Origin of the sequence: Sandarakinorhabdus sp. (genome assembly GCF_040398645.1) — a bacterium.
Lineage (GTDB): Bacteria > Pseudomonadota > Alphaproteobacteria > Sphingomonadales > Sphingomonadaceae > Sandarakinorhabdus.
This window is the reverse complement of sequence record NZ_JBBATR010000031.1, coordinates 5955-21362: the sequence shown is the minus strand read 5'-3', so window position 1 is coordinate 21362 and position 15408 is coordinate 5955. Positions and strand designations below refer to the sequence as shown.

The following is a 15408-nucleotide window of genomic DNA, read 5'->3' as shown; positions in this document are numbered from 1 at the left end:
TTCTTCATCCGCCCGGAAGTGTCGTTGGTGTCGGCTTCGAGCGCTGCCGCTGGCGCAGCGTTCGGCGCTGCGGGCAACGAGCGCAGCCAGGTCCGCGGCCGGTTGGAGTTTGGTGTGCTGTTCTGACAAGCCGGCTGGCCACAGCGCGCTGCGCTGTGGCCAGAACCAGCGCGGGCACGGCCTGCAAACAAAAAGGGCGGCCCGCGAGGACCGCCCTTTTCACATTATGACCGCCGGCTCAGGCGCTGTAATACATATCGAATTCAACTGGCGACGGGGTCATTTCCCAGCGCAGCACTTCATGCATCTTCAGTTCGATATAGGAATCGATCTGATCATCGGTGAACACGCCGCCCTTGGTGAACACGGCGCGGCTCTTGTCGAGCGCCGCCAGCGCTTCACGCAGCGATGCGCACACGGTCGGCACTTTTTTCAGCTCGCGTGGCGGCAGGTCATAGAGGTTCTTGTCCATGGCCGGACCGGGGTGGATGCGGTTTTCAATGCCGTCCAGGCCCGCCATCAGCAGCGCGGTGTAGCACAGATACGGATTGGCCAGCGCATCCGGGAAGCGCACTTCAACGCGCTTGGATTTGGCGCCGGTGCCGTACGGAATGCGGCACGAAGCGGAGCGGTTGCGGCTGCTGTAGGCGAGCAGCACGGGCGCTTCAAAGCCCGGCACCAGCCGCTTGTAGCTGTTGGTGCCCGGATTGGTGAAGGCGTTGCAGGCCTTGGCATGCTTGATGATGCCGCCGATGAAGAACAGCGCCATCTCCGACAGGCCGGCATATTGATCACCGGCAAAAAGCGGTGTGCCGCCATTCCAGATCGACAAGTGGGTGTGCATGCCGCTGCCGTTGTCGTCCTTGATCGGCTTGGGCATGAAGGTCGCGGTCTTGCCGTAAGCATGGGCAACCTGATGCACGACATATTTGTAAACCTGCATGCGATCAGCAGTTTCCACCAGCTTGCCGTAGGTCAGGCCCAATTCGTGCTGGGCGCTGGCCACTTCGTGGTGATGCTTGTCGCAGGGCAGGCCCATTTCCAGCATGGTGGCGACCATTTCGCCGCGCAGATCGACGGCTGAATCGACCGGGGCAACCGGGAAGTAACCGCCCTTGGCGCGCGGCCGGTGGCCCATGTTGCCGCCTTCGTAGCTGCGGCCGGAGTTGGTCGGCAGCTCGATATCATCGAGGTGGAAGAAGCCTTCATTGTACCCAAGCCCGAAGCGCACATCGTCAAACACGAAAAACTCGGCTTCGGGGCCGATGTACACGGTGTCGCCGATGCCGCTGGCCTTCAGATAGGCTTCACCGCGCTTGGCCGTGCTGCGCGGATCGCGGCTGTAGAGCTGGCCAGTCGAAGGCTCGACAACGTCGCACACCAGGATCAGCATCGGCGTGGCGGAGAACGGATCGATATAGGTCGCGTCCAGATCCGGCATCAGGATCATATCGCTTTCGTTGATCGCCTTCCAACCTTCGATCGACGAGCCATCGAACATGAAACCATCGGTAAGCATGTCTTCATCGATCACGCCCGATACCATGGTCAAGTGCTGCCATTTGCCCTTGGGATCGGTGAACCGCAGGTCAACCCACTCAATGTCCTTGTCCTTGATCAGGCTCAGAATGTCGGCAGCAGTGGCCATCGGGCGTGTTCCTCTGTTTTGATTGTTGATGTGTTGATTGTTGGTGCTGATGGGTTTTAGCGGGGCCGCTGCGCGTCTGCCAGACGGAGGGCACCGGATTATTTCAAATCAGATGGCGTCGCTGTCGCGTTCGCCAGTGCGGATGCGCACCGCCATTTCCACGGGAGACACGAAAATCTTGCCGTCGCCGATGCGGCCGGTGCGCGCCGAATTGGTGATTGCTTCAACGATGCGTTCGACCTGATCGTCTTCAACGACCACCTCCAGCTTCACCTTGGGCAGGAAATCCACGACATATTCAGCGCCGCGGTACAATTCGGTGTGGCCCTTCTGTCTGCCAAAGCCCTTGGCTTCGGTAACAGTGATGCCAGAAACCCCCACGTCGTGCAGGGCTTCTTTCACTTCATCGAGCTTGAACGGTTTGATCACCGCTTCGACTTTTTTCACAGCTTGCTCCCTGCCAGTACGGCAAACTCGGGCCACAGCCGCTTGCGCCTTGGTCCATGGATTTCATGCGCTTTTTGGTGCAGCTGCGCCACCGTAATTTTGCCCATTTGCAAGCGGCGCGTGCTCGGTATTGGCTGGCCTTGCCGTGTTCAATTCAGGCATGCTGCCTTCAAACTGTGGTGGCGTAGCCGCCATCAACCGTGATTACGGCGCCGGTCATGTAGGCGGAAGCGCGGCTGGCCAGGAACAGCGCCACACCGGCCATATCGTCGCTATTGCCCCAGCGTTGCAGCGGGGTGGCGGCGCGAAAGGCGTCACGAAACTCCTCGGGGATGCCGGCGGTCATCTTCGACGGGAAAAAGCCGGGAGCGATGGCATTGACTGCAATGTGGCGCCGGCCAAGGAACTTGGCCATCATCCGGGTCATGTGCAGCACCCCTGCCTTGGATGCGGCGTAGCTGTAGGTTTCCAGATCAGACACGTGCTGGCCATCGATCGAACCGATGTTGATCACCCGGGCCATGTTGTCGGCGCTGGCGGCAGCACTGAGCTGCGGCAGCAATTTCTGGGTGAGGAAGAATACGGATTTGACGTTCAGGTCCATCACCTTGTCCCAGCCGGCTTCCGGGAAGTCATCGATGCCGGCACCCCAGCTGGCTCCGGCATTGTTGAACAGGATATCCAGCCGCGGGAAACGCTCGGCCACAGCGGCTGCGAAGCGTTCGATTTCACTCATTTGCGACAAATCGGCCGGGATCGCGATGCAGGCCGGGCCAAGCTGCGCCACCAGGGCTTCGCAATCGGCTGGCTTGCGGCTGGAAATGATCACGGTTGCCCCATTTTCCACCAAGGCCCGCGCAATCATCTCGCCGATGCCGCGGCTGCCGCCGGTGACAACAGCCGTCTTGCCGGCCACGCTGAACAAATCCTGTATTTTCATTGCATGTCCCTTTCAGATGGGTTCACCGGCACCGCGCGCGCGGTCGATACGGCTGGCCTCGGCGGCTGGCAGCCAACGATACACAAGGTACAGGCAGGTGATCGTGAACGGCGCCATCAACAGCAGCGCCAGCACGCCATTGCCCAGATTGCCGGTCAACTTGGACACAAAGCCAGTGAACCATGGCCCAAGGCCGAGACCAAACAAGGTTGTGCCAATGAAAAACGTCGCTGTGGCCGCCCCGCGCATGCGCGGCAACACCAGATCCTGCGTGGTGGCCGCCGCAACCCCGACATACATCGCACCAAAGACAGTGGTGGGGGCAAAATACAGGAAGAATGTCGCGAGATCGGTGGTGGTGTATTGCAGCCAGATGAACGGCGCCGGCACCAGCGTGGCCAGGCAGCCGACCATGATGCGCCCGGATGGGTGGCGCAATTTTGCCCAATCACCCAGCACGCCGCCCAGGATGGTGCCCGTGAAGCCGCCGAGCGCGCCGCCGCCGCCCAGAATGAACGCCACCGCTTCGCGTGTGCCATACCAGGGCACCACATTGCCGCTGGCAGCCAGCGGTTCCACAAAGCTGCGCATGGCATAGGGCGCCGCCCAGAAACTGACCGAATAGCCCACAAAGCTGATGCTGCCGAACCCGATGATGGTCAGCACAAATGCCGGCGTGCCCCAGATCATTTCATAGGTTGGCTTGTCGCGGTGGCGGATCGATTGGGCCCAACTGATCACCGCATACAGGCCGGTGCCAACTGCGATGAATTGCAGCAATTCGCCCGTGGTGATGGCCAGCGCCGAAACCAGCCCGGCCACCAGCAGCAGCGCGGCAATATTCTCCAGCAGCGCGCGCCGGCCCAGCAGCGCCATGTTGATCAGCGTCAGCGGTGGAATCACGCTGGCCATGTCGGCCAGAAAATTGCGCCAGATATCGCGCCCGGCCATCGGCACCGGCGGCGGCAGGCCATCGGCACGGCCGCGGATCGGCTCGATCAGGGTGGCCACCCACAGCGCCAGCAGCAAACCGGGGATGCCAACCGCCATGAACGCCGCCTGCCACCCGACCAGCCCCAGCGGGCCGCCGCCGGGATAGGCCGTGTTCCAGCCTTTCACCACCACCGCGCCGATGAGCAGCGATACCCCGCCGCCCAGATACAGCCCGGCTGCATAAATCGACAAAGCCGTGGCGCGCCGCGCCTTGGGAAACCAATCGGAAATCATCGAATAGGCCGATGGGCCAGCGGTTGCTTCGCCCACGCCCACCCCGATACGGGCCAGCGACAATTGCCCAAAGCTGCTGGACAGGCCCGACAGGGCTGTCATGCCGGACCACAAGGTCAGGCCCAGCGTCAGCAGGCGTGTTCGCACCCAATTGTCGGCGAGACGACCGATCGGCACCCCGAACAGCGCATAAAACACTGCAAACGCCGTGCCGTACAAAAATCCCAGCTCGGCATCTGTCAGGCCGAGATCGCGTTTGATGTCTTCCGCAAGGATCGACAATATCTGCCGATCAATGAAGTTCATCACATACACCAACACCAGCAGGGCCAGCACATACCAGGCATAAGGCCCGCCAACCGGCGGAACCGCCGATTTGGCAGCATCATCTTTGGTGTGGCGATCGGCCATATATGTTGCGCCCCATGCTGCGGGCCTGTGCTGGCTCCTTCAGATTGCTAGGCTTATCAGCCGGCCCGGCGTCTGTCACCCGCTGCATTGCCCAGCACATCGGCAAAGCTGAGATGCCCATCATGCAGCGCGCGAACCACCAATTCGGTGCGACTGGACACGCCATAACGCTGCTTGGCAGCTTCCAGATATTTGTGGACCGTGCCGTTGGACAGGCCGAGCAATTGCCCCGCCACCCAATCGGATTTGCCGCGCGCCGCCAGCGCCACGCAATCAAGTTGCCGCTGTGTCAGGCTGGGCGTGAGATTGACCGCTGCCGCCGGCGCGTGATCGGTCATGGCCAATCGCCGCGCTGCTTCAAAGGCAAAACAGGCCAGATAATGCGCAGCCGGCAAGGCGTCGCCCGGCCATGCCCGCCCTTCGGCAATCACGAAGCTGACCAGGCCGGATATTTGCCCTGGCACATGAATTGGCACCGAATAGCCATCGCCGACGCCGGCTGCCCGCGCCAGCGCGATCATGGATCGGTGCCGCCCGGTCAGCGGCACAACGCGGTCTAGCTGGCTCCAGACAAATGGCGTGATGCTGCGTTCGCTGGCCAGCAGCACCGGATCGTCGGCAATCCGGCCCACGATGCGTCTCTGATTGATCCAATCGGCCGGAAAATTTGCCAGGACCAGCCGTTCCGAAGGCGCTGCTGCGCCCGATTGGCCCGATGCACGCTGCGACAGGCCGAAATAATCGAATTGCAAGCTGCGGGTGGCCGCGGCCAGCACTTCAGCAAGATCGGCAAAGGTGGCGGCGGCGCGCATGTCGCGCACCGACGCCTGCACTTCATTGAAATTGTCCACGCAACGCCCCCATAAGTTACACACAAAGCGCCACATCGTGCCGCGCTGCCCTGCGACGCGATGCATTCGGCGCGCCCCCTTGCCGCGCCTGCACTGCCGGCCTATTTCAAGCCGGCAGCCATTTGCATACGCAGCAACTGGTGAACGAACCAAAAACGGCGAGGCGTAGATGCAAAAAGATATTGCCATCATTGCAGGCGGTTGCTTCTGGTGCACCGAAGCGGTTTTTGTAGAATTGCGCGGTATCGAAGCCGTGGAATCCGGCTATATCGGCGGGCCGGGTGCAAATCCCAGCTATGAACAAGTCTGTTCCGGGCGCACGGGACATGCCGAGGCCGTGCGCATCGAATTTAATCCCGATGTCATCAGTTACGCAGAAATTCTGGACATTTTTTTCCACACGCATGACCCGACGACATTGAATCGGCAGGGCGGCGATACTGGCACACAGTATCGTTCGGCGTTGTTTCCGCAAAACGCCATCCAGGCCGGCGAAGCCGAAGCGGCCATAAGCCGCAACCAAGCCAATTGGGATCGCCCAATCGTGACCAGCATCGAAGCCAACGCGCCATGGTATCCGGCCGAAGCCTATCACCAACGCTATTTTGAAACCAATGGCGCCAAAAACGGCTATTGCGTCGCCGTGGTCGGCCCCAAGCTGACAAAATTCCGCAAGACCTATGCGGACCGGCTGAAGCGCTAACTCATTCCACAGTCACGGATTTGGCCAGGTTGCGCGGTTGATCGACATCCGTGCCCTTGGCCACTGCGACATGATAGGCCAGCAGCTGCACCGGAATGGCGGTGATCAGCGGGCTGATGAACGGATCAACGGCCGGCATGGCGATGGCAGCCACGGTGCCATGGCCATGCGCGGCGATTCCGGCTGCATCGGACAGCAGCACCACCTGGCCGCCGCGGGCCATGACCTCCTGCATGTTTGACACGGTTTTTTCAAAACGCGGCCCCGAAGGCGCGATCACGATCACTGGCACATGTTCGTCGATCAAGGCGATGGGGCCGTGTTTCAATTCACCCGCTGCATAGCCTTCGGCGTGGATGTAGCTGATTTCCTTCAGCTTGAGCGCGCCTTCCAGGGCCATCGGGTAATCCGGGCCGCGGCCCATGTACAGAACGTCGCGTGCCTTAGCCAATCCGGGTGCCAGCGCGGCAATCGCCGCTTCGTTGTGCAGGGCCGCATTCATTGCCGCCGGCACCTGGGTGAGCAATTGCACCAACCGGGCTTCTTCGCCGGCCGGCATGCGCCCCTTGGCCTTGGCCAGCGCAATGGCAAATGCGGCCAGCACGGCCAGCTGGCAGGTGAAGGCCTTGGTGCTGGCGACGCCGATTTCCGGGCCGGCGTGGGTGGGCAGCAGCAATTGGGTTTCGCGGGCCATGGTCGATGTATCGACATTGATTACGGCGGCCACCATCTGGCCGCCAGCAATGGCGTGGCGCAGCGCCGCCAGCGTGTCGGCGGTTTCGCCTGATTGGCTGATGAACAGGCACAGCCCGCCCGGTTCGTACACCGGATCGCGGTAGCGATATTCGGAGGCATTTTCGATGCTGACTGGCACCCGCGCCAACGCTTCGATCCAATAGGATGCAACATGGCCGGCCAGCAGCGCGGTGCCGCACGCCACGATCTGCACGCGTTTCACCGCCGCCAGATCGAACGGCAGGTCAGGCAGGGCCACGGTTTGCGCCAGCGGATCGAGATAGGCCCCCAGCGTTTGCGCCACCACGATCGGCTGTTCGTAGATTTCCTTTGCCATGTAATGGCGGTGATTGCCCTTCTCCATCACGGCGGCGCTGGCCGATGAGGTGATGAACAGGCGCTCCACAGGCTGGTTGGCGGCATCAAAGATCGCCGCGGCGTCCACGGTCATGCGCAGCCAGTCGCCTTCTTCGAGGTAGGCGATGCGGCTGGTGAATGGCGCCAGGCCAAGGGCGTCTGATCCCAGAAACATCTCGCCGGTGCCCATGCCGATCACCAGCGGCGATCCGCGCCGCGCGCCATAGATCGTGCCGGGCAAGTGCTTGAACATGATGGCAAAACTGAAGGCGCCGTGCAGCCGGGCCAGCGTGTGCGCTACGGCAGCATCGGCATCCAGGCCGGCGGCCAGCGCCAGTTCCAGCAGGTGTGCCACCACTTCGCTATCGGTTTGCGAGCTGAGTGTGCGCCCCGCCGCCAGCACGTCCTGGCGCAGCTGCTTGAAGTTTTCGATGATGCCATTGTGCACCAAACAGACGTTTTCAGTGGCGTGCGGGTGGGCATTGTCGGCCGTTGGTGGGCCATGGGTGGCCCAGCGTGTGTGCGCGATGCCAATGGTGCCCGGCAACGGCGTCAGCGCCAGCTCGCGGGCCAGATTGACCAGCTTGCCGGGGCTGCGGCGGCGATCCATCACGCCATCATGGATGGTGGCGATGCCGGCGCTGTCGTAGCCGCGATACTCCATGCGCCGCAGGCCATCGACCAGTCGGTCTGCCACTGGGGCCGATGAAATGATGCCGATGATGCCGCACATCAGTTTTTGCCTTTTTTCGCTGCCTTGGCCGCGCGGAATCGCGCTGCCCAGCCCGGTGTTTCGGTTTGCGCCGGTCGCACCAGTGCCAGCGCATCGGCGGTGACATCGCGGGTGATGGTGCTGCCGGCGGCCACGATGGCGCCATCGCCCACGGTCACGGGCGCGACCAGTGCGCTGTTGGAGCCGATGAAGGCACCGGCGCCGATCACGGTGCGATATTTGAAAAACCCGTCGTAATTGCAGGTGATGGTGCCAGCGCCGATATTGGCTTTGGCACCAACGGTCACGTCGCCCAGATAGCTGAGGTGATTGGCCTTGGCACCGCTGGCCAGCACAGCATTCTTGGTTTCAACGAAATTGCCGATCTTCACGCCAGCCGCCAGCACCGTGCCAGGACGCAGCCGCGCAAAGGGGCCGATTTCGCAGCCGGGGCCGATGCTCGCTCCTTCGATGTGGCTGTGGGCGCGGATGCGCGTGCCGCCCGCAATGGTGACACCGGGGCCGAACACCACAAAGGGTTCGATTTCGACATCCGCTGCAATGCAGGTGTCGGCGCAGACGAACACGGTTTCGGGTGCCTGCATGGTCACGCCCGCGGCCATCAATTCGGCGCGGCGGCGGCGCTGGAACATCGCCTCCAGATCGGCCAGTTCGGCGCGGCTGTTGGCGCCGGCCACTTCATCGGCAGCGGTTTCGATCACGGCGCACATCCGGCCATCCGCCAGCGCCAGCGCGACCACATCGGGCAGATAATATTCATGGTTGGCATTGTTGTTGGTCACCCGGGCCAGCAGCGCAAACATGTCGCTGGCGCGCGCGGCCATCAGGCCGGAATTGCACAGGGTTTCGGCGCGTTCGGCTGGCGATGCATCCTTGTATTCCACCATTTTCGCGATGCTGCCATTGCTTGCAATGATGCGCCCATAGCGGCCGGGCTGGTCTGGCCGAAACCCCAGCACCGCCACGGCAACATCATCGGTCAGGGCCGCCAGCAGCCGCGCCATGGTGGCCGCTGTTACCAGCGGTGCATCGCCATACAGCACGAGCAGCTTGCCGGTGAAATCACCCAGGGCCGCCTGCGCCTGCAGCACGGCATGGCCAGTGCCCAATTGCGGCTGCTGCACCACCAAGGCGGCGCGGCCCGCCACTTCGGCTTCGACCTGCTCTTTCAAGGCGCCCACCACCACCACCGTGCGCGCCGGTGCCAGCGCCGCCAGGCTATCCATCAGGTGGCGCAGCATGGGTTTGCCGGCAATGGCGTGCAGCACCTTGTGCCGCGCCGATTTCATGCGCGTGCCCATGCCTGCTGCCAGGATGACAGCTGCAAAGGCCGGGCCGAGATCCGGGGCAGCAGGAGAAAGGACACCAGACATGCGTATTGCCCTGCCACATGCGTTATGGCTTGAAAAGACGGGCGCCAAGGCCGCTGGCAGGGCATCGGGCAGGGCGGGTGACTTGATTGTCGTGCGGGTGCGGCGCATCGCCCGTTCCGGTTTGTCGCCAATTCGCAACAGGTTTGTGCCATGGATGATGCTTCGTGAAATTTCCCCGCACCATATTGTTCGATCTGGACGGCACATTGGTCGATACCGCGCCCGATCTGGCCGCCGCGATGAACCATGTGCTGGCAACATTTGATCGGCCGCCATTGCCTGTCGACGATGTCCGGCATCTGGTTGGCCACGGTGCCCGCGCCCTGATCAATCGCGGGTTTGCTGCCACCGGCGATGCAAGGCCGGATCTGATCGAACCTGCGATGCCGGTGTTTCTGGACTATTATGCCGCGCATATTGCCGATACGTCGCGCGGCTTTGATGGCGTGGAACCGGCATTGGACGCGTTGGCCGCGGCAGGGTGCCGGCTGGCGATCTGCACGAACAAGCCGACCGGCCTAGCCATTGCCCTGGTGGCAGCGCTTGGCTGGCAATCGCGCTTTGCAGCCATTATCGGTTTTGATCTGGCGCCGCAGCCCAAGCCGGATGCAGCCCATGTTCACGCCACGCTGGCGGCCTGCGGCGGCGAAGCGGCGTCGGCGGCGTTTGTGGGCGATACGGCCACGGATGTGGGCGCGGCGCGCAATGCCGGCCTGCCGGTCGTTCTGGTCAGCTTCGGCTTTGCCGATGCGCCGGCCGCCACATTGGGCGCGGATGCCGTGATCGATCATTATGATGTGTTGCTGCCGGCGCTGGCTGGCCTGCCCGGCGTGCATTCGTCATGATCGAATTGGCTGAAATGCTGCTGCTCGCGCTGGCGATGTTTCTGGTCGGGGTGGTGCTGGGCCGCATGTCCCGCCCCGATGCCGATCCAGCCACCACCCGGCGCACACCCGATCCGCCGCCGCCGCCGCCCGCGGTGCCGCCGCCTGACCGCATCCATATCGACAGCCTGAACGATGCCGTGCTGGTCACGCGCGGATCATGGGTGGCGGCGGCCAATGCGCCGGCGCGCGCCCTGCTGGGTGAGCGGGTGGTGGGCAGCGACATTCGCCTGACCGTGCGGCACCCGGCGCTGCTGGATGCCGTGGATGCCGTGAATGCCGGCACGATTGCCGACGAACGTGAAATCAGCGGGATCGGCAGCGGCAATCGCAGCTTTCGCCTGAGGGTGGTTGGTGACGGCGAAGACCGCTGCCTGGTGCTGCTGGATGATGTGACACAGGCCAAGGTGACCGAACGCATGCGCGTGGATTTCGTGGCCAATGCCAGCCACGAACTGCGCACGCCGCTGGCCACGCTGACCGGCTTCATTGAAACGCTGCAGGGCCCGGCGGCGGAGGATCAGCCGGCGCGGCAGCGCTTTCTGGCGATCATGGCAACCGAGGCGGACCGGATGCGCCGCCTGCTCGACGACCTCATGAGCCTGTCGCGCATCGAGCTGGACAAGTTCATCCGGCCCACCCAGCAGCTCGATCTGAAAGGCATTGCCGCCGAAGTCGGCCGCACGCTGGCGATCCGGCTGGAAGCCGATCAGCGCGCCCTGATCATTGCCGAACCCGAAGAGCTGCCGCGCGTGATCGCCGATCGCGATCAGGTCCTCCAGGTGCTGCACAATCTGGTGGCCAATGCGATCAAATATGGCCGCACCGGCACGCCGATCCGTGTGACCGTAAGCGTTGACACCGGCGGCACTGGCACCGACGCGGCCGTGCGTATCCAGGTGAGCGATGATGGCGATGGCATCGCGCCCGAACATCTGCCGCGCCTGACCGAGCGGTTTTACCGCGTGGATTCGCAGCGCAGCCGCACGCTGGGCGGCACCGGGCTTGGTCTGGCCATCGTCAAGCATATCGTCGAACGGCACCGCGGCCGGCTGGAGATCGACAGCCGGCTGGGTGAAGGCACGCGCGTGGGATTCACCTTGCCGCTCGCCTGAGCCTTGCTGTTTGCAGGCCCTGAAAATATTGGTCGGGCGAACACCGTCCTGCCGGTTTTTGGGCTGCGGTCCCACGGCGTAACAATAACGTCACACAACCGTCATAAGTCCCACACTGCTGGCCGTTATTGGCAAGCCGGGGGTTGTCGCATCTGCGATTCGCCCGGAGGTGTACACGAGGTTCAACTTGACGCGAAGAGTGTCCCTGTTTTCGGCTGGCGGTCGCGCTGCAGGCGTGCTGGCGCTGGCAGCCGCTGTGGCCAGCTGCTCCGGCGGCGGCCGCACCCAAATTCGCGTGGTTGGCTCATCCACAGTCTATCCGTTCACCACGGCCGTGGCCGAACAGTTCAAGCGCAAGTGGCAGGAGTTTCCAGCCCCGATCGTTGAATCAACTGGCACCGGCGGCGGTATCAAGCTGATGTGCGCCGGCCTTGGTTCACAATTTCCCGATGCCGCCAATGCGTCGCGCCGCATCAAACCCAGCGAGATTGCCGATTGCCGCGCCCACGGCGTCAAGGGCATCATCGAACTGCAAGTCGGCATCGATGGCCTGGTGATCGCCCAATCGCGCAGCGGCAATTTCCCGCCGCTCACCGAACGCGATGTCTATCTGGCGCTGGCCGCCAATCCGTTTGGCAAGGGGCCAAACCGCGCCAAGCTGTGGTCAGACGTCAATTCCGCGTTGCCAGCGGTGCGCATCGAAGTGATCGGCCCGCCGCCGACATCGGGCACGCGTGACAGCTTCAACGAACTGTATCTGCTCAAGGGCTGCAACAGTGAGCCGGCGATGAAGGCCCTGAAAAAAACCGACGAGGCCGCCCACAAGCAGATTTGCGAAAAAGTGCGCGAAGACGGCGCGTTTGTGGAAGGCGGCGAGAACGACAATCTGATCGTGCAGAAAATCGCAGCCAATCCCAATGCATTGGGCGTGTTCGGCTTCTCGTTCGTCGAAGAAAACAGCGACCGGGTGAAGGATGTGCCGCTGAACGGCGTGGCCGCCACCTATGACAATATCGCCAGCGGTGCCTTCCCGGCGTCGCGGCCGCTGTATCTGTATATCAAGGCGCAGCATGTGCCGGCCGTGCGCGGCATGCGCGAGTTTCTGGCCGAATATGCCCGCGAATCGACCTGGGGCCGCAGCGGCTATCTGGCGCGCAAGGGCCTGGTGGCGGCGCCGGAGCCCATTCGCCGGGCCGGCGAAGCGGTGGCGCGCGATCTGACCGCGATGGATGAGGGCAGCGTGACATGAGGTTGCTGATTGCCCTGCTGCTGGTGGTTGGCCTGGCCGGGCTGGCCTATCTGGCGGCCCGCGCCCGCGCTGGCCGCATGATCGTGGCTGCTGGCGGCAAATTCGGCGCGGTGCACAGCCGCCCGGTGTATCACGGCGCCTATGTGGCGGTGCTGGCGCTGGCGCCGGCGCTGATCGTGCTGGCGGGCTGGGGGCTGGCCGGCGCGCGGATCATCGAAGGCCAGGTGCTGGCGGCGCTGCCGGCGGCGGAGCAGCCCAAGGACAGCCTCGACCGGGCCGCGTTGATGAACGAAGTGCGCGGGCTGGTGGCCGGTGATCTGCCGCAGGCGTTCAACCCGGTGGCACCGCGGCTGGCGCCGATTTATGCGGCTGCCGTGGCCAATGGCGATCTGCTGGCCGGCGCGCTGTCGGTGGCCTTGCTCAGCGTGGGCGGCCTGTGGGGCTACAGCCGCATCCGCCCGGATTTTCGCGCCCGCACGGCGGTTGAATGGCAGGTGCAGGCGGTGCTGCTGCTCGCATCGGTGGTCGCGATCCTGACCACCTTCGGCATCGTGCTGTCGCTGATTTTTGAATCGATCCGCTTTTTCGGCATGGTCTCCCCGGTGGAGTTCCTCACCGGTTTGCAATGGAGCCCGCAAACCGCGCTGCGTGCCGATCAGGTCGGCTCCACCGGCGCGTTTGGGGCAGTGCCGCTGTTCTGGGGCACGATCTTCATCGGCGCGATCATTGCCATGCTGGTGGCGATTCCGCTGGGTTTGATGGCGGCCATCTACCTGACGCAATATGCGGCGCCGTCGCTGCGCCGCTGGCTGAAGCCGGTGCTGGAGCTGCTGGCCGGGGTGCCGACGGTGGTTTACGGCTTTTTTGCCGCGCTTACGGTCGCTCCGCTGGTGCGGCAACTTGCTCTGGCGATCGGCATTTCTGATGCATCATCCGATAGCGCGCTGGCGGCGGGATTGGTGATGGGCATCATGATCATCCCGTTTGTATCGTCGATGGCCGATGATTCCCTGGCGGCCGTGCCGCGCGCCATGCGCGATGGCAGCCTGGCGATGGGCGCTACCATGTCGGAAACCGTGAAGAAGGTGATGGTGCCAGCGGCCTTGCCCGGCATCGTCGGCGGCGTGCTGCTGGCTGTCAGCCGCGCCATCGGCGAAACCATGATCGTGGTGATGGCTGCGGGCCTGGCCGCCAATCTCACGGCCAATCCGTTCAGCAGCGTCACGACCGTCACCACGCAGATTGTGGCCTTGCTGACCGGCGATCAGGAATTTGACAGTGCCAAGACGCTGTCGGCCTTCGCGCTCGGGCTGGTGTTGTTCTGCATGACTTTGGTGCTCAATATTTACGCGCTTGCCGTGGTGAAGCGTTACCGGGAGGCATATGAGTGATGGCAACCCGCGCCGCATCTGCGCTGCCCCTGGAGCGCCAACCCACCGATTGGACCTCGCGGGAGATGCAATCGCGCATCGCCGGGCGTTATCGGGCTGAACGCAATTTTCGCCGCATGGGTGCTGGCGCGCTGATGGTTGCGGCTGGGTTTCTGGCGTTCCTGCTGTTCACCATTGTCCGCGACGGCTGGACCGGATTTTTGCGCACCGAAGCCCGCGTCGAAGTGAGCTTCGATGCAGCGACGCTTGGCGTGGATGCGGCTGCCGTGCGCGGCCCCGGCGGCCAGGCAGTGCTCGCCCGCGCCGATTACGTCGCCTTGATGAACAAGACAGCGCTGCAGCTTGGCCCGGCATCGGACATGCTGTCGGATGCAGCGTGGCTGGCCCTGCGCGACCGGCTGGTGGCGCAGCCCGATCTGATCGGCAGCAAGGCGGTGATGTGGGTGCCGGTGCGATCCGCCATCGATCTGCTGGCCAAGGGAAAATATGATCTGGATGCCCCGGCGGACAGCCGCGGCGTGTCTGACCGCGAAGTGGCGGATTGGCGCTGGCTGGCCAAGGAAAACCGGCTGCGCACGGTGTTCAACCAGGCCTTCATCGGTAATGCCGATTCCACTGAGCCGGAGCTTGCCGGCATCGGCGGCGCCGCGCTGGGATCGTTGTTCACCCTGTTTGTCACCATCATCATCGCCTTTCCGCTTGGCGTGCTGTCGGCGGCGTGGCTGGAGGAATTTGCCCCGCGCGGCCGGCTGGCGGACATTATCGAGCTGTCGATCAACAATCTGGCGGCGGTGCCATCGATCATCTTCGGGTTGCTGGGGCTGGCGTTTTTCCTGAATTATCTGGGCATGCCGCGCTCATCACCGCTGGTGGGCGGCATCACGCTGGCGTTGATGATCATGCCGGTGATCGTGATTGCGTCGCGGGTGGCGATCAAATCGGTGCCGCCGTCGATCCGCGATGCCGCGCTGGGCATTGGCGCGTCGCCCATCCAGGTGGTGTTTCAGCATGTCGTGCCGTTGGCGCTGCCGGGCATCATGACCGGCACGATCATCGGGGTGGCGCGCGCGCTGGGCGAAACCGCGCCGCTGCTGCTCATTGGCATGCGCGCCTTTGTCACCGATACGCCGCAGGGCCTGACCGCGCCGGCCACGGTGCTGCCGATGCAGGTGTTCCTGTGGTCCGATGATGTGCAGCGCGGCTTTGTTGAAAAAACCTCCGCAGCCATCCTGGTGCTGCTGGTCATCCTGATCTTGATGAACAGCTTCGCCATCTATCTTCGCAATCGATTCGAGAGGCGCTGGTGAACACCACAACGGCCATCGGCCACAATGCCGTCCCCAA

13 protein-coding genes are annotated in these 15408 nt (G+C 63.4%); 6 read left to right on the top strand and 7 right to left on the bottom strand.

Features of this window, described 5'->3' with window-relative positions; genetic code table 11:
• Window positions 1-238: 238 nt before the first annotated feature.
• From glnA to ABWP50_RS08675, 5 genes are all read right to left on the bottom strand, one after another.
• On the bottom strand, window positions 239-1648 hold the full coding sequence (glnA, locus tag ABWP50_RS08695) for a type I glutamate--ammonia ligase (RefSeq protein WP_353217604.1): 1410 nt from the start codon (window positions 1646-1648) through the stop codon (window positions 239-241).
• Between the two features lie 108 nt (window positions 1649-1756).
• Entirely contained in the window at window positions 1757-2095 is a 339-nt protein-coding gene (locus ABWP50_RS08690; protein WP_353217603.1) for a P-II family nitrogen regulator, read from the bottom strand.
• Between the two features lie 169 nt (window positions 2096-2264).
• Entirely contained in the window at window positions 2265-3035 is a 771-nt protein-coding gene (locus tag ABWP50_RS08685) for an SDR family oxidoreductase (RefSeq protein WP_353217602.1), read from the bottom strand.
• Window positions 3036-3047: 12 nt separating this feature from the next.
• A complete protein-coding gene (locus tag ABWP50_RS08680) occupies window positions 3048-4673 on the bottom strand; it encodes an MFS transporter (protein ID WP_353217601.1) in 1626 nt (541 codons plus the stop codon).
• Between the two features lie 56 nt (window positions 4674-4729).
• Window positions 4730-5524, bottom strand: coding sequence for a helix-turn-helix transcriptional regulator (locus ABWP50_RS08675; protein ID WP_353217600.1), 795 nt, complete (start codon window positions 5522-5524; stop codon window positions 4730-4732).
• Window positions 5525-5693: 169 nt separating this feature from the next.
• Here ABWP50_RS08675 and msrA point away from each other — a divergent pair, with 169 nt between their 5' ends.
• Window positions 5694-6227 carry a peptide-methionine (S)-S-oxide reductase MsrA gene (msrA, locus tag ABWP50_RS08670; protein ID WP_353217599.1) on the top strand — a complete coding sequence of 178 codons (534 nt, stop codon included), beginning with the start codon at window positions 5694-5696 and terminating at the stop codon, window positions 6225-6227.
• 1 nt (window position 6228) lies between these two features.
• On the opposite strand, the gene glmS is transcribed toward msrA, so the two are convergent.
• Window positions 6229-8052, bottom strand: a complete 1824-nt coding sequence (gene glmS / locus ABWP50_RS08665) for a glutamine--fructose-6-phosphate transaminase (isomerizing) (protein ID WP_353217598.1) — start codon at window positions 8050-8052, stop codon at window positions 6229-6231.
• Window positions 8052-9425 (bottom strand): bifunctional UDP-N-acetylglucosamine diphosphorylase/glucosamine-1-phosphate N-acetyltransferase GlmU, encoded by a 1374-nt coding sequence (glmU, locus tag ABWP50_RS08660; RefSeq protein WP_353217597.1) that lies wholly within the window; start codon window positions 9423-9425, stop codon window positions 8052-8054. The genes glmS and glmU overlap by 1 nt, the downstream gene beginning before the upstream one ends.
• A gap of 164 nt (window positions 9426-9589) precedes the next feature.
• Between glmU and gph the strand changes: the two genes are divergently transcribed.
• The 5 genes from gph to pstA all read left to right on the top strand — a co-directional run bounded on the left by gph (window position 9590) and on the right by pstA (window position 15371).
• Window positions 9590-10270, top strand: coding sequence for a phosphoglycolate phosphatase (gph, locus tag ABWP50_RS08655; RefSeq protein WP_353217596.1), 681 nt, complete (start codon window positions 9590-9592; stop codon window positions 10268-10270).
• Window positions 10267-11424 (top strand): sensor histidine kinase, encoded by a 1158-nt coding sequence (locus tag ABWP50_RS08650; protein ID WP_353217595.1) that lies wholly within the window; start codon window positions 10267-10269, stop codon window positions 11422-11424. The genes gph and ABWP50_RS08650 overlap by 4 nt, the downstream gene beginning before the upstream one ends.
• 205 nt (window positions 11425-11629) lie before the next feature.
• Window positions 11630-12673 (top strand): substrate-binding domain-containing protein, encoded by a 1044-nt coding sequence (locus ABWP50_RS08645; protein WP_502951015.1) that lies wholly within the window; start codon window positions 11630-11632, stop codon window positions 12671-12673.
• The gene (pstC, locus tag ABWP50_RS08640; RefSeq protein WP_353217593.1) at window positions 12670-14064 is read left to right on the top strand and encodes a phosphate ABC transporter permease subunit PstC; all 1395 of its coding nucleotides are present in this window, start codon (window positions 12670-12672) and stop codon (window positions 14062-14064) included. Before ABWP50_RS08645 ends, pstC begins: the two co-directional genes overlap by 4 nt.
• Window positions 14064-15371, top strand: coding sequence for a phosphate ABC transporter permease PstA (gene pstA, locus ABWP50_RS08635; protein ID WP_353217592.1), 1308 nt, complete (start codon window positions 14064-14066; stop codon window positions 15369-15371). Before pstC ends, pstA begins: the two co-directional genes overlap by 1 nt.
• Window positions 15372-15408 lie beyond the last annotated feature (37 nt).